This window comes from Streptomyces sp. NBC_01428, from assembly GCF_036231965.1.
GTDB lineage: Bacteria > Actinomycetota > Actinomycetes > Streptomycetales > Streptomycetaceae > Streptomyces.
The window spans coordinates 8398801-8415664 of the sequence record NZ_CP109499.1 but is presented as its reverse complement, the minus strand read 5'-3'; the positions used below and the strand labels follow the sequence as shown (position 1 = coordinate 8415664).

Annotated in this window: 19 protein-coding genes and 1 riboswitch; of the genes, 8 read left to right on the top strand and 11 right to left on the bottom strand. The window is 71.5% G+C overall.

Translation table 11 applies throughout. The annotated features are described in order from the left end of the window. Window positions 1–36: 36 nt before the first annotated feature. The 5 genes from OG406_RS36785 to OG406_RS36765 form a co-directional block, all read right to left on the bottom strand. On the bottom strand, window positions 37–810 hold the full coding sequence (locus OG406_RS36785) for a GNAT family N-acetyltransferase (RefSeq protein WP_267051809.1): 774 nt from the start codon (window positions 808–810) through the stop codon (window positions 37–39). Between the two features lie 90 nt (window positions 811–900). Next, window positions 901–1926 (bottom strand): ABC transporter substrate-binding protein, encoded by a 1026-nt coding sequence (locus OG406_RS36780; RefSeq protein WP_164370093.1) that lies wholly within the window; start codon window positions 1924–1926, stop codon window positions 901–903. 168 nt (window positions 1927–2094) lie between these two features. After that, complete coding sequence (locus OG406_RS36775) at window positions 2095–2859, bottom strand: amino acid ABC transporter ATP-binding protein (RefSeq protein ID WP_267052147.1); 765 nt, start codon at window positions 2857–2859, stop codon at window positions 2095–2097. Between the two features lie 98 nt (window positions 2860–2957). After that, entirely contained in the window at window positions 2958–3962 is a 1005-nt protein-coding gene (locus OG406_RS36770) for an amino acid ABC transporter permease (protein WP_329190049.1), read from the bottom strand. 168 nt (window positions 3963–4130) lie between these two features. Beyond that, window positions 4131–4265 carry a hypothetical protein gene (locus OG406_RS36765; protein ID WP_266610415.1) on the bottom strand — a complete coding sequence of 45 codons (135 nt, stop codon included), beginning with the start codon at window positions 4263–4265 and terminating at the stop codon, window positions 4131–4133. Window positions 4266–4421: 156 nt separating this feature from the next. Further along, window positions 4422–4566, top strand: a riboswitch (SAM riboswitch). 36 nt (window positions 4567–4602) lie between these two features. On the opposite strand from OG406_RS36765, the gene OG406_RS36760 reads away from it, so the two are divergent. Next, entirely contained in the window at window positions 4603–4668 is a 66-nt protein-coding gene (locus tag OG406_RS36760) for a putative leader peptide (RefSeq protein WP_323178258.1), read from the top strand. Window positions 4669–4788: 120 nt separating this feature from the next. Further along, entirely contained in the window at window positions 4789–5625 is an 837-nt protein-coding gene (locus OG406_RS36755; protein ID WP_329190048.1) for a glutathione S-transferase C-terminal domain-containing protein, read from the top strand. A gap of 129 nt (window positions 5626–5754) precedes the next feature. Here OG406_RS36755 and OG406_RS36750 read toward each other — a convergent pair whose 3' ends face one another. The 6 genes from OG406_RS36750 to OG406_RS36725 form a co-directional block, all read right to left on the bottom strand. Further along, window positions 5755–7041 (bottom strand): MFS transporter, encoded by a 1287-nt coding sequence (locus OG406_RS36750; RefSeq protein ID WP_329190046.1) that lies wholly within the window; start codon window positions 7039–7041, stop codon window positions 5755–5757. A 55-nt stretch (window positions 7042–7096) separates the two neighbouring features. Then, window positions 7097–8356, bottom strand: a complete 1260-nt coding sequence (locus tag OG406_RS36745) for a PP2C family protein-serine/threonine phosphatase (protein ID WP_266853063.1) — start codon at window positions 8354–8356, stop codon at window positions 7097–7099. 90 nt (window positions 8357–8446) lie between these two features. Next, on the bottom strand, window positions 8447–9205 hold the full coding sequence (locus tag OG406_RS36740) for an IclR family transcriptional regulator (protein ID WP_164370096.1): 759 nt from the start codon (window positions 9203–9205) through the stop codon (window positions 8447–8449). 75 nt (window positions 9206–9280) lie between these two features. Continuing rightward, window positions 9281–9739 (bottom strand): MarR family winged helix-turn-helix transcriptional regulator, encoded by a 459-nt coding sequence (locus OG406_RS36735; RefSeq protein ID WP_164370097.1) that lies wholly within the window; start codon window positions 9737–9739, stop codon window positions 9281–9283. A 60-nt stretch (window positions 9740–9799) separates the two neighbouring features. Beyond that, the gene (locus tag OG406_RS36730; RefSeq protein ID WP_164370098.1) at window positions 9800–10162 is read right to left on the bottom strand and encodes a DUF6204 family protein; all 363 of its coding nucleotides are present in this window, start codon (window positions 10160–10162) and stop codon (window positions 9800–9802) included. A gap of 137 nt (window positions 10163–10299) precedes the next feature. After that, window positions 10300–10683 (bottom strand): hypothetical protein, encoded by a 384-nt coding sequence (locus tag OG406_RS36725; protein ID WP_164370099.1) that lies wholly within the window; start codon window positions 10681–10683, stop codon window positions 10300–10302. A gap of 366 nt (window positions 10684–11049) precedes the next feature. On the opposite strand from OG406_RS36725, the gene sigK reads away from it, so the two are divergent. The 6 genes from sigK (at window position 11050) to OG406_RS36695 (ending at window position 16685) form a co-directional block, all read left to right on the top strand. Further along, window positions 11050–11646, top strand: coding sequence for an ECF RNA polymerase sigma factor SigK (gene sigK, locus OG406_RS36720; protein WP_327410645.1), 597 nt, complete (start codon window positions 11050–11052; stop codon window positions 11644–11646). Then, window positions 11643–12380 carry an anti-sigma factor gene (locus tag OG406_RS36715; protein WP_327410644.1) on the top strand — a complete coding sequence of 246 codons (738 nt, stop codon included), beginning with the start codon at window positions 11643–11645 and terminating at the stop codon, window positions 12378–12380. Before sigK ends, OG406_RS36715 begins: the two co-directional genes overlap by 4 nt. A 204-nt stretch (window positions 12381–12584) precedes the next feature. Further along, complete coding sequence (locus OG406_RS36710) at window positions 12585–13439, top strand: MIP/aquaporin family protein (RefSeq protein ID WP_267051802.1); 855 nt, start codon at window positions 12585–12587, stop codon at window positions 13437–13439. Window positions 13440–13463: 24 nt separating this feature from the next. Continuing rightward, window positions 13464–14981: a glycerol kinase GlpK gene (gene glpK / locus OG406_RS36705; protein WP_329190040.1), complete on the top strand. Its 1518-nt coding sequence runs from the start codon at window positions 13464–13466 to the stop codon at window positions 14979–14981. A gap of 253 nt (window positions 14982–15234) precedes the next feature. Continuing rightward, entirely contained in the window at window positions 15235–15726 is a 492-nt protein-coding gene (locus tag OG406_RS36700; protein WP_329190038.1) for a peptidylprolyl isomerase, read from the top strand. 278 nt (window positions 15727–16004) lie between these two features. After that, window positions 16005–16685 carry a hypothetical protein gene (locus OG406_RS36695; protein ID WP_267051800.1) on the top strand — a complete coding sequence of 227 codons (681 nt, stop codon included), beginning with the start codon at window positions 16005–16007 and terminating at the stop codon, window positions 16683–16685. Window positions 16686–16864: the final 179 nt, after the last annotated feature.

Sequence of the window (16864 nt, the reverse complement as noted above, 5' to 3'; positions counted from 1 at the left end):
GGCGCCACGTGGTCCTGGACAAGCACAACCGCACGGCTATGCCTTTTCTTCCGGCTGCCCGGGGCCTTCGTGCCCGTTCCGGGTCTTCCGAGGGGCGCCGGGCGAGCGCACGAGGACGAACCGTGTCCGGCGGCGCAGGGTGAAACCGATCGACTCGTAGAGGCGGATGGCGTTCGTGTTGTCGGCGGCGGCGTGCAGGAAGGGGATGTCGCCGCGGTCCCTGATGCCGGCCGCGACCGCGCGGACCAGGCGGGTCGCGAGACCCTGTCCGCGGTGGTCGGGATGCGTGCACACCGCGCTGATCTCGGTCCAGCCCGGCGGGCGCAGGCGTTCGCCGGCCAGGGCGATCAGGCGTCCTTCCTTCCGGATGCCGAGGTAGGTGCCGAGTTCGACGGTGCGGGGCAGGAAGGGGCCGGGCCGGGTGAGGGCGATGAGGCCGAGCATCTCGGGCACGTCCGCGGGTCCCAGCCGTACCGCTTCCGGAGCGGGCGCGGTGTCCAGTCCGGTCGCGATCAACTGGACCCCGTAGCCGCTCTGTTCGGTCGTCCAGCCGTCGGGCACGGTCTGGACCGCGGTGACCGGGGTGACCGTGCCGGGGCCGACGAGTTCGGCGAGATCGTCCCAGGAGCGGGGGTCGCCGGGATCGGCGAGGGCGGTGAACGGGGACACGTCGACGGGATAGCGGGCGGCTCGGCCCAGGCGTTCGGCGAGGTGTGCGTGCGGACCGGTCAGCGCGGCCCAGGCCGCGTTGTCCAGGATGTGCGGTGCGGTCGGGCTCGGGGAGGGGGCGGGGTGGACGCTGGTGGACATGACGGTGCGGGTCTCCGTATCGGGAAAGCGGCCGGACGCGCCCCGGGACCCCGCCGCGTGGCGGCGGAGTCCCCTGAGGTGGGCGGTGGTTCAGGAGTTGCTGAGGGGCAGACCGGGCGGGTTGACCTGGGAGGTGTCCACGGCCTCGTTGGAGAGGTTCCAGGCGGCCAGCCACTTGGCGTACTGGCCGTTCTTGACGAGGTGGTTGATGGCGTCGGCGAGCGGCTTGGCGAGCCCGCTGTCCTTCTTGGCGGTGGCCGCGATCAGACCCTGGAGGGACTCCCCCGCACCGGAGAACGTGCCCGCGTTGCGTGTCGGGTTGGGCGTCTTGGCGGTCTGGGTGACGTGGTAGGCGATGCCGGGGTTGGGGCCGAAGGACACGTCGATCTTTCCGCTGGACAGGGCCAGGGCGGTGGCGTTGTTGTCCTGGTAGTACTTGACGTTGAGCTTCTTGCCCTCCTTGGCGAGCTTCGCCTTCCATTCGAGGAGGATCTTCTCCTGGTTGGTGCCGGCGCTCACCGCGACGGTCTTGCCCGCCAGGTTCCGGTAGTCGCCGCCGAAGTTCCAGGTGCTCTTCTTCTGGACCTCGAAGCCGAGGTTGTCCTGCCGGTAGGAGGCGAACTCGTACTTCTTCTTGCGCTCCTCGGTGTCGGTGACGTTGGAGAAGGCGACGTCGACCTTGCCGCTGTCGATCCCGACGAAGAGGTTCTCCCACGTCGAGTTCTTCACCTCCGGTTCGAGTCCGAGGACCGCGGCGACCAGCCGGCCGAGGTCGGGTTCGGCGCCGGTGAGGGTCTTCTGGTCCCCGCCCACGTAGGCGAGCGGCGCGAATCCGGCGGGCAGCGCGCCGACGCCGATCCTCAACGTGCCGCTCTTGGCGACAGACTTGGGCAGTTCCGCGCTGATCGACTTCACCTCGGACACCTTCAACTTCGTCTCCTTGGCGGCGCCGTTGGAGAGCGCGCCGACGGTGACCGATCCGGCCGAGGCGCCCTGGGTCCGGGTCGCCGCGTCGCTGTCACCCCCGCACGCGGCGAGCCCGGCGGCGAGGGAGGCGACGGCCGCGGTGGCGGTGACGCCGCGAAGAACTCTGCTGTTCGAGGGGAGGGTGCGCATGACTGTCCTTGTCGGGTGGGTGCGGTGAGGGTGTGGGGGCGCGGTCCCGGCGGGTCCGCGGCATGAGGTGGGCGTGTCGTTCGGACCGGCGGGCCCTGCGGGGGCTCGCGCCGACAGGTGGTCGCCCGGTGACCGGCGTCGGGGCACGGGCGGGGTCGCGTGGGCCTGTCAGAGGACCTTGCTCAGGAAGTCCCTGGTGCGTTCCTGCCGAGGGCGGTCCAGCACCTGTGCGGGCGGCCCCTGTTCGACGATGCGTCCGCCGTCCATGAAGACGACGCGGTCGGCGATCTCGCGGGCGAAGCCGATCTCGTGGGTGACGATGACGAGGGTGGTGCCGCTCCTGGCCAGATCCTTGATGACGGCGAGCACCTCGCCGACCAGTTCGGGGTCGAGCGCGGACGTCGGCTCGTCGAAGAGGATGACCCCGGGCCGCAGGGCGAGCGCCCGGGCGATGGCCACCCGCTGCTGCTGCCCGCCCGACAACTGCCTCGGGTACGCGCCGGACTTGTCCGCCAGTCCCACGCGGGCGAGCAGCTCGCGGGCCAGCTGCTGGGCCTCGGGCTTGGACAGCTTGCCGGTCGCCACCGGTGCGGCGGCCACGTTGTCCAGCACGGTCAGGTGCGGGAAGAGGTTGAAGTTCTGGAAGACGAACCCGATACGGCTGCGCTGGCCGAGAATGACGCGCTCGCTCAGTTCCTTGAGACGCTCGCCGTGCCGGCGGACCCCGATGAGCTCGCCGTTCAGGCTGACATGACCGGCTTCCGGCTTCTCCAGGTGGTTGATGACCCGCAGGAGCGTCGACTTGCCCGACCCCGAGGGTCCGAGGATGACCGTGACCTCGCCGGGCCGAACGGTCAACTCCACTCCGTCCAGGACCTGGTGGGCGCCGTACCACTTGTGCACGTCGTGCACCTCGACCGCGGCGGGCCGGATCTCCAACGCTCCGATCGCCTCTGCGGTCGAGGCCGCTTCCGCCGCCGCGTCCTGAGCGGCCGTCGTCGTCCTCACCGTCGTCGTACGCGCTTCGCCGCTCATGTCGCCGTCTCCCTGCGGAGTCGGGCCCGCGTGTCACGCAGGCCGTTCCGTACCTTCTGCAGCGGGGTCGGCGGCAGGGTGCGCAGCGCGCCCCTCGAGTAGTGCCGCTCGACGTAGAACTGGATGACGGACACGACGCTGGTCAGGATCAGGTACCAGGCGGTGGCGACCAGGAGCAGCGGCACGATGTCGCCGGGATAGGTGCTGCCCATGCTCTGCACGGAACCGAAGAGGTCCAGCAGGGAGACGTAGAAGACCAGGGAGGTGCCCTTGATCAGGCCGATCAGCTGGTTGACGTAGTTGGGGGTGATGGAGCGCAGTGCCTGCGGGAAGACGATCCTCGCGAACTGGTACCGCTTCGGCAGGCCCAGCGCGGAGGCCGCCTCGTGCTGGCCCTGGTCGACCGAGAGGAGGCCGCCGCGTACCACTTCGGAGGCGTACGCCGCTTCGTTGAGGCTGAGGCCGATGACGGCGACGGCCATGTCGGTGGCGAGCCGGGACTCGTCGAAGGAGAAGAAGGCCGGCCCGAACGGCACTCCGACACTCAGCGTCTTGTACAGGGCGCTGAAGTTGTACAGGAACAGCAGGACGACGATGAGCGGCACCGAGCGGAAGAGCCAGGTGTAGACCCAGCTCACGGCGCGGAGCACCGGACTCGGCGAGAGCCGGGCGAGCGCCAGCAGGATGCCGCCCAGCAGGCCCAACACCGCGCTGTACACGGCGACTTCGAGAGTGATGAGCAGACCGTCGAGGATCGTCGGGCGCAGGAACCAGTACTGGAAGCGGTCCCACTGGTAGAAGGGGTTGGTCACCAGGCCGTGGGCGGCCTGGGCCACCAGGACGAGCACGACGGCCGTGATGATCCAGCGGCCGGGACGCCGGAGCGGTAGGACGCGCTGAGCCGTCAGGGGCTTCGGCGCGGCGGGGACGTCGGAACGGGGGATCACCTCGGCGGGCGGCGCTGATCCGGAGGACACAGCTATGCTCGGAGATTCACTCATGGAGAGCTCCAGCGGATTCGGACACCCCGGACCACGGCGAGCGGCAGCGTGATGTGGAGCCGTGAGGGCTCAGCACATGACGGGACACGGGCGCACGGGGAACGGGGGCTGGACGGAGAGGGGGACACCGCGACAGCGGTGGTCGTCAGAGACGCGGAAGAAGAACCGTCAGCCTTGGCGGAGGGTGCGACACATGCCCGTACACAGTGCGCTGTTGACGCGCAGCAGGTCGACGGAGCGGTCCGCGCACAGCACGTCGCGGCCGAGGCGCCGCCATGCGGCCGTCCCGTCAGCTGCGTACATCGCCGTCACCATCACTTCTCCGGCCCTGGGGCATCTCGTTGTGGGCCGCACGTTAGGCCCGGCCGGAAAAGAATGTCAATGCGGGTGCCCACCAGGTGAGACCGCGTCACCCGCCTTCTTGACGGCGCCGCGGGGCGCATCGAGACTGGCATGGACGGTCACGATTGTCAGCGCCCACGGCGCGGGTTCGCCCGCTCCTGTGGTCATCGGCCCCGGCTCGCTGACAGGCAACCCTTCCACCGCGACGGGGTGCCCCGGGTGACGACCGGGTCCCGCCGGTGCGGTGGGGCAAGCGTGGTCTCGCGTTCCGCGAGCCCCGGAGGTGGGACCGGTGAGAATGCCGAGGAACGACCTGACGAGGCGCCTGCACATCGATCTGTTGCGCGTCTCCAGCGCCTACTGATCCGCTGCCGGCCCGTTTCGGTCCTGGCCCGCGCGCTCGGCGCGGTCGCTTCGCCTTCAGCCGCTCATCGCCCATGCCCACAAGGCGGCGATGGCTTCCTCGTTCCCCCTAGGGAGAGTCATGCCCGAGACAGCTTCGCGCGGTTCCAGCACAGCCGGATCCCGTCCCTGCGGCCAGAGTACGACCACCCGCACCGGTGATGGAGACGACCCCTTCGCCCCGGCCGGCGGCCGGGGTCCGTCGCCTTCGGCCGCCCGCTCCCAGGCGTCCGCACCGCCCCTCCCCCGCGCCGCCCACAGCCGCATCGGAGTCGGTCTGGCCGGCGGTTTCTACCCGGCGCCGCACCGCTACGAGGTGTATCTGGCGGCGAGTTGTCCGCGCTCGCTGCGCATCTCCATCACCCTCGGCCTGCTGGGACTGACGAACTCGGTCGCCACGACGCTGCTCACCCACCCCGCCGGAACACCCGACGCCTTCGCCTCGCTGCGCCGCGCCTACGAGGCCACCGAGCACCACTACGACGGACCGTTCACGGCACCCGCGCTCTGCGACCGCTGGACCGGACGCATCGTCAGCAACGACACCTCCGACATCCTCCGCGATCTCACGGGCCTGCCGTCCGGACACGCGGCGGGCCACGCACCCACCCTGCTCCCGCCGTCCCTGAGCGCCGACATCGAGGCCCTTCGGGATCTTCTCGACCGGGACGTCACGCCGTCCGCGCGCCCCGCGGACCGCGCGGCGGCACTGGACCTCCTGGACTGCCAACTCACCCATGCCACCTATGTGTTGGGCGACAGCCTGACGGCCGCCGACGTGGATGCGTGGGTGGCTCTCTCCCAGCTCTCCCCGGCCGGGGCCCTGTGCGCACACCCGCGCCTGCGCGACTACGTCCACCGTCTCGGCGAGCTGCCCGCCTTCCGGACCGGGCACGACGGGGTGAGCGCCGCGGCCTGAGCCCCGGCCCCGCGGGGGAACGGGCCGACGTGCGCACGGCTCCCGCCGACGACCGCCGCGCACGGCATCCCGCGGGCCCGCGCACCTCGCCACGCGGGCCCGCGGTAACGGCAGCAGCCGCCCCACGCGTCAGCCGGCCGTCTCCTCGTCCGTCTCGCACTCCGCGGCCCGGGGCGCGGGCAGCGGCGCCCGGGGTGGGTCGACGGGGGCGCGGAGGGTGCGTACCTGCGGCGACAGCAGGGTGGCCGCCGTGGCCAGGACGATCAGGACGGCACACCCCGCCAGGGCCCTGTCCGTCCCCACGGCGGTGGCGACGGGCCCGGCCACGAGCAGTCCGAGCGGTGCGAGAGCCAGGGAGCCGAACCAGTCGTAGGAGCTGACGCGGGAGAGCACCTGCTCCGGGATCTCCCGCTGGATGGTGGTGGCCCACAGGACGCCGAAGACGTCCGACGTGACGCCGGTGCCGAACATGGCCCCGGCGATCAGCCAGACCGGCGCCGCCACGCTGAGCAGGGCGATCGGCACGGCGGCCGGAAAGGTGCACAGGACGGCCACCAGGAGGGGGCGGCGCACGCGGACCCGGGCGGCGAGTCCCGCGCCGGCGACGGTGCCGACGGCCTGCGCCGCCACGATGACCGACCAGCCCCTCGCTCCGCCGAAGTGCCGCTCGGCCGTCAGCGGGCCGAGGACACCGACGTTGGCGTTGAGTGCCGCGACGACCACCGCGTACTGCGCCACCACGGCCCACAGCCACTGCCGGGACGAGAACTCCCGCCAGCCCTCCCGCAGATCGGCCCATCCCGACGTCCGGCCGCGTGGCCTCACGGTCACCCGCAGCCGGGCGGTCAGCAGCGCGCTGACGACGAACGACGCGGCGTTGAGCGCGAGCGCCCACCCCGGGCCGACCAGCGCGACCGTCACCCCCGACAGGGCGAGGCCCAGCAGCAGGGAGCTGTTGGTGGCCACCCGCAGCAGTCCGTTGGCCCGTTGCAGCCGGTCCCGCGGGACGACGAGCGGCACCATGCCGTCCATCGCCGGCGCGAACAGCGCCGACGCGGTTCCGGCGGCCACCGCCAGCAGACACATGGCCGTCAGGGGCGCGTGTCCGGTGAGCACCATCGCCGCGAGTCCGGCGTAGGCCCCCGCGCCGACGGCGTCCGCGAGGACCATCAGCCGCGAGCGCGACATCCGGTCCGCGATCACTCCGCCCATGAGGATGAACGCCAGTTGGGGCACGGCCTGGCACGCGAGGACCAGCGACAGCCGCCCCGGGCTCGCTCCGGGCAGCGCCAGCACCGCGAACGCGAGCGCCACGCGCGCGAAGCCGTTGCCGAGCACGGAGACCACCCGTGCGGAGGCGAGCAGGAGGAACCGCCGGTCGCGCCACACCGTCGATGCACCAAGAGAGACCGTCACGGCCAGGCACCCTAGAGCCCCCCGGCCGCGGAGCGACGTGATCCGGCCAGTCGCGCTATTCCGCGACCATGCCGCAGCCCAGTCCGGACCCCGGGCTCACGGGGCCGCTCCGGGCGGCGGTCGTCAGGGCGCCGGCGCCCGCGAGGGGGGCGGGTGCCGGGTCCACCGGGTCCTGAACCGTGGGCTTGCGGAGCAGCAGCAGGGCCGCGTCGTCGTGGAGCCGTCCCCCGACGTGCGCCTGCAGTTCGGCGTCGAGGGCGTCGAGGGTGGCCGCCGGCTCGTCGCAGACGTGCCGGGCGAGGCCTTCGGCGAGGGGATAGAACGCCCGGCCGTGGTCACGGGCTTCGGTGACCCCGTCGGTGTAGAGGAGGAGCTGGTCCCCGTCGGCCAGGGGGAGCACCTGGAGGCTGGGCGTCTCGCCCGTCAGTCCCCGCAGTCCGAGCGGCGGCGCCGGGTTCGTGGGCTCGACGGACGACACGTGTCCGGAGGCCCGGACGTGCAGCGGCGGCGCGTGTCCGCAGTTGACGACCTCCAGCCGGCCCGATTCCGGGTAGCCGGCGACGACGGCGGTGACGAAGTCGTCGTACCCGAGGTTGCGGGCCAGGCTCCGCTCGATCCGGCCGACCACGGCGAGGAGGTCGGGTTCGTCGTAGGCGGCCTCGCGGAAGATGCCGAGCACCAGCGCCGCGGTGCCCACGGCGGGCAGCCCCTTTCCCCGGACATCGCCGATGATCATCCGGACGCCGTAGGGCGTGGGGACGAGCGCGTAGAGGTCTCCGCCGATCCGGGCCTCGGCCGCGGCGGCACTGTAGCGGACGGCCACCTGGAAAGGCCCGACGTTCGACGGGATGGGTGCGAGGACTGCGTGCTGCGCGGCCTCGGCGACCGAACGGACCGCCGCGAGCACCCGCTCGCGGCGCCACCGGAGGGCGCTGGTCAGGGCGCTCGCGACGGTGACGGCGGCCAGGGCGGAGAGGACCGCCGCCTGCTCGACACCGTGGACCCCGCCCTGGAGGCCCAGCAGTGCGGCGAGGGTCCCCGCGAGGAGACCGACGCAGAGGACACCGCGCGGCCGGCTGGTGGCGGCGGCCAGCGCGGGACCCGCGGCCAACAGAGAGAGCCAGACCACGCTCGTGCCGGCGGTCAGGTCGACGAGCGCCACGGTGACGACCACGAGCAGGGGAAGCGTGGGGGTGCCGAGGGCGACACGGGCGGCGGCGCGCTGACCGCCCGCCGCCGCTCCGGTACCGAGAATGTGGTTCCTGCGCGTACGTTTCCGTCCGTGTTCGCCGACGTACTCTCGGTCCTGACTCATATCCGGGCGCAGTCCTCACCTAGATTCTTCCTGAAATGTCCGTTTCATCTAGGAAATACGTTCGAGGTAAGCACCGCAAGGAGCGGGATTTCAGATAGTGAGCGACAGTCCTCGCGTCACCCGGTTCGCCGTGGGGACGAGCCGCGTCAGCACCTCCCGGATCCGGGGCAGCCGATCCGCCGGAAGCGAGACGCCGAGCGAGCCGAGTGTGTCCCCGCTGTAGACGGGCACGGCGACACACACGGTACCGAGGGCGTACTCCTCCAGGTCCGTGACCGCGGGGGCCACGGGCGACGAGGCGAGCCGGCGCAGCAGCTCCGGCCGGCTGGTGATGGTGCGGGGGGTGAGGTCCGCGAGGGTGTGCCGGGCGAGGTAGTCGTTACGGGTCTCCTCGTCCATCTCGCGCAGGACGGACTTGCCGAGCGCGGTGGCGTGTCCCGCGTCCTCGAAACCGACCCAGAGGTCCACCCGGGGCGCCCGGGGACCGTCGACGATCTCCGCGACCCGGATCTCACCGTCCTCGTAGAAGGTGAGGTAGGCGGCGCTCGCGAGCTCGTCGCGCAGCGCGGCGAGCGTGGGGCGGACCCGGCCGAGAAGTTCCTGTCCGCGGCCTCTGGTGTGCAGCGTGCGCACCTTGTCGCCGAGGATGAACCCGCCGTCGTCGAGTTTGCGGACGTATCCGTCGTGGACCAGCGTCCGCAGCAGGTGGTAGGCGGTGGCCAGCGGCAGACCGGTCTCGCGCGCCAGCTGTTTCGCGGGCGCGCCGTTCTCGTGCGCGCTCACCGCCTCCATGAGGCGGAAGGCCCGCTGGACGGAGGTGATGAGCGTCGGCCCGTCGCGAGCTCCCATGTGACCAGGGTGCGCCGAGGTCACGGGACCGGCAAGGCGCGGGGCCGGAGCACGGTCCCGGTGGGCCTCGCGGACTCAGGGGCGGGCCGCCCCTCCGGGGGCCAGTCCGGTGCCGCCGAGGCGGGTGAGCAGGTCGGCGAGCCGCCCCGTGTCGTCCTCGGTCCAGGCGGGTCCGGCGAAGACGTCGTGGGCCACGTGATCGGCGGTGGCGCGCATCTCCGCCAGCCGTTCCCGGCCGGTGTCGGTCAGCGCCGCGTAGGCGACGCGGGCGTCCCGCGCGTCGGCGTCGCGTCGTACGAGTCCGATGCGCTCCAGGGGCACGAGCCCCCGGGTGACACCGGAGGCGGTCAGGCCCAGCGCCTCGGCCAGATCCACCCGGCGCATCCGGTCGCCCGGCGCCTGGGACAGCCGCAGCAGGAGCGTGAAATCGGCGAGGCTCACACCGTGCAGCCCGCTCAGACGCGCGTCGAACCGCTTCACCAGGGCGGCCTGCGCCCGCATCAGGCGCAGGGCCGCGTCCAGTCCGGTACTCATTGACACCTCCTTGACTACTCAAGCATAGCTATGCGCGAAAGCGTCGGGGAGGTGCAGGGATCAGGGGGTGGTGTTCCGGGCGATCTCCCGTCGCTGCCGCTTGCCGAGGGGGGCCTGGGAGAGGTCCTCGCCCTGGGCCTTGAGGCGCTTGAAACCGTAGCCGCGGCCGGTGAGCCAGGCCGTCGCGGCGGTCTCGGCCCGTTCGACGGCGTCCAGGATGTCCTCCTCGGCCTCTCCCCCGTCCAGGAAGCGAAAGGTGAACGCCGGGCGGGCGGCCAGGTCGTAGCTGAGGTGCCCCTCGGCGGTGAAGGCCGCCTGGAGGACGTCGTGCTGCGCCGCCTCGGCGAGGAGTTCGGCGCGTTGCTCGGCGCTGAGTCCGTCGAAGACTCCGCGAACGGTGATCCGGAAGGTACGTGTGGTCATCCGCGCAGCCTAACGAGCGGGGTCCGGCCGACTCCACCGGGTTTGCGGCGCCGCCGGACCGCCTCGGCCCCCACCCCCACCGCACAGGCGGGGACCGGAGAGGGGTCGCCCCGGTCCTCACCCGTGGTCAGGCGTGCTCAGCGGTGGTGGCAGTCCCAGTGGGCCTTGACCCACTGGTGGTCCCAGTGACCGGGGACGTAGACCCACTGGTTCTTCCAGTCGTGACTGTGATGTCCCTGGTGCCAGCCGCCGTGGCTGTCACGGTAGCCCTGGTGCCAGGTGTCGTGGTTGACCCACTTCTTGACCCAGTGACCAGGAACCCACTTCTTCTCCCAGTGGCCCTTCTTCCACTCGCAGCGGTCGTGGTGGCCGTGGTGGTCACCGGTGACCACTGAAGGCGCGGACGTCGGTGTCGGAGCTGCGGCGGCGACACCGGACATGCCGAGCGCGGCACCACCGGCCAGCAGGCCTGTCGCGGCGGCACCGGCCAGCAGGCGCCGGGTGCTGATGCGTGCGGTCATCGGACTCACCTCCCTCGTAAGCGTCATCGGCGTGCACAACGCGAGCCGACGTCACGGGCGTTCACACCCTGCGGAGCGATGCGACCCGCGGCTCACGATGTGCGGGACATGAGGTATTCGGAGCCGTAAAAGGTATGTATGAGGATAGACCCGTAGAAGTTTCCGGGCGGCCCCAGGGTCGCCACCCCGGGACGACCGCCGCCCCGGGGCCGTACCGGAGAGCGCGACGGTCATACGCGGGGCGGCGCGGCTACGAATAGAGGGTGGCGACGGACACCGGCCCAGCGGCCCTCGGGCTGCGGAAACGGTCTCCGGGCCGGAGAGTCGGACCGACGAGAAGGAAGCTACGGACGGAATCTGGGAGCGATGTCGAAGAGCGGCCAGGACGGACACGGTGCGCCGCGGCGATCGTCGGCCGAGGCATGGCTCGACGCCCGGCTCAAGCGGGCCGCGACGGGTGATCACGACGCCTTCGCCGACGTCTACGACACGCTCGCCCGCCCGGTGAAGGGTCTGATCTGCCGTGTACTGCGGGACGAGGCGCAGGCGGAGGAGGTGACGCAGGACGTGATGGTGGAGATCTGGCGGACGGCCGACCGTTACCGCCCCGAACTCGGAGCCGCCCGCGCCTGGGTCCTCGCCCTGGCCCACCGGCGGGCCGTGGACCGGGTCCGGCACGCGCAGGCCAGCACGGCCCGCGAGCAGCGCAGCGCACTGCTGGCCGAGGACCGCCCCTTCGACGAGGTCGCCGAGACGGTCGAGCGGCACGAGGACCGCCGGCACGTCCGGCACTGCCTCGCCGCCCTGGAACGGCATCAACGCGTGCCGCTGGTGCTCGCCTACTACCAGGGCATGACGTACCTGGAGGTGGCCGCGTGTCTGGCCACCCCGGCCGGCACCGTGAAGTCCCGGATGCGTTCCGGGCTGCGGCAGCTCCGCAAGTGTCTGGAGGCCAGGTCATGACCGCCGAGGACCAGCACCAGCTCGTCGGCGCGTACGTCCTGCACGCCCTGCCGCCGGACGAGGAGGCGGCGTTCGACAACCACCTCGCCGACTGCGCGGCCTGCCGGGAGGAGGTGGCGGAACTGTCGGCCGTCACCCTCGAACTCGCCTCGGGTCACGAGGCGGAACCCTCCCCCGAGTTGCGCGGGCGCGTCCTCGACCGGATCACCCGGACCCGGCAGGAGCACATCGCGGCCCCCGGCCCGAACGGCCGTCGCGGCCGGGTCCTGCGGGTGGCGCTCGCCGCGTGCCTCGCCGTCGCCGCCGCGCTCGGCGGCGTCGCCGTGTGGCAGCACCAGCAGGCCGACGAGGCCCGGACGGCGGCGTCGCGCGAGCAGGCGAGGACGGCCGCCGTCACCGACATCGTCACCGCCGGGGACGCCACGATCACGACGCAGAAGCTGGACGACGGCGGCGACATCAGCGTCGTGGCCTCCCGGACGCAGGGCCGCGCGGCGGTCGTCGCCGCGGACCTTCCGCACCTCGGGAAGGACAGGGTCTACGAACTCTGGTACGCGGCGAAGACCGGCGACCTGCGCCCGGCGGGCCTGCTGCCCGGTTCGGGCGGCGGCCACGCCCAGGTGCTCCGCGGCTCCCTGGAGGACGTCGCGGCCGTGGGGATCACGGCCGAGCCCGCGGGCGGATCGGAACAGCCGACCAGCGAGCCGCTCGGCATCGTCACGGTGCCCGCCTGACCCACCCCTTCCACCGCGCGTCCGACGGCGGCTCGAGCGGCCGCTCGACGCCCCGACCTGGGCGCACTTCGCGCATCACACGGAGCATCAGAACGCGATATTTCCCTTTTGATGCGGTTAGCTCTTGATCATCCTATGCTGATGTGAGGGAGGGCTCTGGTGGCAGTAGTCGGCCGGTCCTGAACCGGCGGGAAGCGGGCTTCCATGGCTGAGCGGTTTAAAAGGCTGGGGATAATCGGCGAGATGTCGGCCGAGTTCCTCGGCACGATGATTCTCATCCTCTTCGGGTGCGGCGTGGTGGCCCAAGTGGTCGCCGGCGGCGCGCTCACCACGCCACCGGGCGGTCTGGGCGACCACGACAGCATCGCCTGGGCCTGGGGCATCGGCGTCACCATGGGTGTCTACGTCGCGGCACGTATCAGTGGCGCGCACCTCAACCCCGCGGTGACTCTCGCGCTGGCCACCTTCAAGGGGTTCCCCTGGAAGAAGGTGGCGCCCTACATGGTGGCGCAGACGATCGGCGCCTTCGTGGCGGCCCTCATCGTGCGCTGGAACTACACGGACGCGCTGGCGAAGGCGGACCCCGGACACACCATCAAGACCCAGGGCGTGTTCTCGACCCTGCCGGCCAACGGCAACCCGAACCTGCCGGTCCACGAGTGGGGCGCGTTCCGCGACCAGATCATCGGCACGGCCATTCTGCTGCTGGTGATCCTGGCCATCACGGACCTGCTCAACACGCCTCCCGGGGCGAACCTGGGCCCGTTCATCACCGGTCTGCTCGTGGTGGGCATCGGTATGGCCTGGGGCACCCTCGCGGGCTACGCGATCAACCCGGCACGTGACTTCGGTCCCCGTCTCGCGAGCTTCATCACGGGATACGGGGGAGCCTGGCGAGATCAGTACGGGAACATCTACTTCTGGGTGCCGATCATCGGCCCCCTGATCGGTGGACTGGTCGGCGCGGGCATGTACAAGCTCTTCATCGGCAGGTTCCTGCCGTCGGCGGAGCCCGAGCCCGCGGGACGTATCCCGGTCTCCGAGCAGCCCAAGCCCTGACACCCAGAACTGAGGCGGCACTCCATGGCTGACTTCGTGGGCGCGGTGGACCAAGGCACCACCAGCACCCGATTCATGATCTTCGACCACGCCGGCAACGAGGTGGCGAAGCATCAGCTGGAACACGCACAGATCCTCCCGCGCTCCGGATGGGTCGAGCACGACCCGGTGGAGATCTGGGAACGCACCAACTCGGTGATCCAGAACGCCCTGCGGCACGGCGGCCTGTCCGCCGAGGACCTGGCGGCGATCGGCATCACCAACCAGCGCGAGACCACCGTCGTGTGGGACCCGCGCAACGGACGTCCCTACTACAACGCCATCGTCTGGCAGGACACCCGCACCGACTCCATAGCCGCCGGCCTCGACCGCTCCGGCAAGGGCGACGTCATCCGGCGCAAGGCGGGCCTGCCTCCGGCGACGTACTTCTCCGGCGGCAAGATCCAGTGGATCCTGGAGAACGTCGACGGCGTCCGCGAGGCGGCGGAGCAGGGCAACGCCATCTTCGGCAACACCGACGCCTGGGTCCTGTGGAACCTGACGGGCGGCCCCGACGGCGGCATCCACGCCACCGACGTGACCAACGCCAGCCGCACCATGCTCATGGACCTGGAAACGCTGGACTGGGACGACGAGTTGCTGGGGTTCTTCGGGATCCCGCGGGCCATGCTGCCCAGCATCAACCCGTCCTCCTCCGCCGAGGCCTACGGCACGACGCGGACCTCCCGGCCCCTGCGGGCGTCCATCCCCATCGCGGGCGTGCTCGGCGACCAGCAGGCGGCCACCGTCGGACAGGTCTGCTACGCCCCCGGCGAGGCCAAGAACACCTACGGCACCGGCAACTTCCTGGTCCTCAACACCGGGACGGAGCTGGTCCGTTCGGAGCACGGCCTGCTGACCACCGTGGCCTACCAGTTCGGTGACAGCCCCGCGGTCTACGCCCTGGAGGGGTCGATCGCGGTCACCGGCTCGGCCGTGCAGTGGCTGCGCGACCAGATGAAGATCATCAGCGACGCGGCCGAGAGCGAGACGCTCGCCCGCACCGTCGAGGACAACGGCGGGATGTACTTCGTCCCGGCGTTCTCGGGCCTGTTCGCCCCCTACTGGCGCTCCGACGCCCGGGGAGCGATCGTGGGCCTCGCCCGCTACAACGACAGCGGCCACCTGGCCCGGGCGACCCTGGAAGCCATCTGCTACCAGAGCCGCGACGTCGTCGAGGCGATGGAGCAGGACTCCGGGGTGCACCTCGACGTGCTGAAGGTCGACGGCGGCGTTACCGCCAACGACCTGTGCATGCAGATCCAGGCCGACGTGCTCGGCGTACCGGTCAGCCGGCCCGTGGTCGCGGAGACCACCGCGCTCGGCGCCGCGTACGCGGCGGGCCTGGCCACCGGGTTCTGGTCCGACACGGACGAGCTGCGCACCCACTGGCAGGAGTCCAAGCGCTGGGAGCCCCAGTGGTCGGAGGACCAGCGCCAGGAAGGGTACGCGGGCTGGAAGAAGGCGGTGGAGCGCACACTCGACTGGGCGAAGGTCGAATAGACCCGCCGGCCGGTCCCGCACCTCATGCAGGGTCGCGAGGTTCAGCCCCTGACGCGTTCCACGTCAGGGGCTGAACGCTGCGCCGGGCCTGCCCCACCGGGAATTCCCGGCGCCGTCCGGCGCCCGGTCCCCGCGCGGCGGGACGCCCGGCGAGGACGGACCACGTACCGAATGATCACCCCCGGTCACGCCCCCACCGCCGCGGGCTCTCTATGCTCGGGGACGACCATTTGAAATTCAGAGGAGCAGAGCAATGAGCGAGAACGTCTTTTTCGAGGTCACGGCCGACGGCGAGCCGATGGGCCGTATCGAGTTCAAACTCTTCGACGACGTCGTCCCGAAGACGGCCCAGAACTTCCGTGAGCTGGCCACCGGCGTGCACGGCTACGGCTACAAGGGCTCGCCGTTCCACCGGGTCATCCCGGACTTCATGCTCCAGGGCGGCGACTTCACCCGCCAGAACGGCACCGGCGGCAAGAGCATCTACGGTGAGAAGTTCGCCGACGAGAACTTCACGCTGAAGCACACCAAGCCGGGCCAGCTGTCGATGGCCAACGCGGGTCCGAACACCAACGGCTCGCAGTTCTTCATCACCACGATCGTCACCGACTGGCTGGACAACAAGCACGTCGTCTTCGGCGAGGTCGTCGAGGGCATGGACGTCGTCAAGGCGATCGAGGCGCTCGGCAGCAGGTCCGGAGACACGAAGAAGAAGCTCGTCATCTCCGACTCCGGCACCGTCTGAGCGGTCCGGCGACCTGGGGTCACCCACGGACGAGTGCCGAAGGGGGCGGTGGTACCACCACCGCCCCCTTCGGGCGTCCTCGGCCCGGAAGTTCCGCGGCCGGCACCCCGGGCACCACGCACGCCTCAGGTGACGGTCCCCATCCCCTGAGCTCCCCGGCTGGAAAGAGTTCGGCCTGATTGGTGGCCGGATCTCGTCCTCCGCACGGTCGGACCCCCTCCGGTGGGTAGCCCTAGCCAGACGCCGAGGCGCGCGAGGGTTGGGGGGAGCTGGCCCGAGTGACATCGAGGGGGAGAACACCCGGGAAGGGCCTGTCGGGACGGGCACGGCGACGCTCGACGATCCGGCGGCTGCGGGCGGAGGGGCGATACGGTCCCGGGCTGCGCGAGGTGCTGCCGGCGCTGGCCGGAGTCGTCGTCGTCCTCTGCGCGGTCGCGGCCGGACTGGCCGTGGGGTACCGCGTGGCCGGCGCTGCCGTACCCCTCGGCGCCCTGGCCCTCCTCGCCGTTCTCGGCCCGGCCCTGGTGCGCCGGCACCGGCCACTGGCCCGGCGGCGGCTCGGTTTCTACACCGCCGAGGAGCTGGCGGAGCTGGACGCCCAGGGGCTGGCCCTGGCCGTGTCGCGGATGCTGCGCCGCGACGGCTGGCGGGTGCTCCCCGCGCCACGGGTCCAGGACCGTCCGCATGTCCGCGCGCGGGACGGCCTGGGGCAGCGTGTCGAGGTGGCGTTCCGGCCCGTGGCCGAGCCGCTGCCCGACGAGGACCCACCCGCGTCCGCCCGTCCCGGGCGCAGGGACCTGGCCGGCGCCCCGCTCCGGCTCGTGGTGCACCGCGGCGCCTTCAGCCGCCGGGACGTCCAGTGGGCACGCCGGCAGGGCGGTGTTCGTCTCATCGACGGTTCCTGTCTCACACGGTGGGCCCACGGCACCCCGTTGCACGAACTGGGCGAGTCCCCGTGAGGGCGCGTCCGCATCCCCGCCGCCTCCCGCGGGCCCCTCCCCCGGCCCACGCTCCGCCGCCGCGGAAGGCATCCGCCGGGACGCCCCAGCACTCACTCACGGCCCTCGGACCACAGCGGTTTCATCGACGACATCCGAGGTCAGCGGCATGGACGTAGTCCGACCAGGTACTTGAAGGA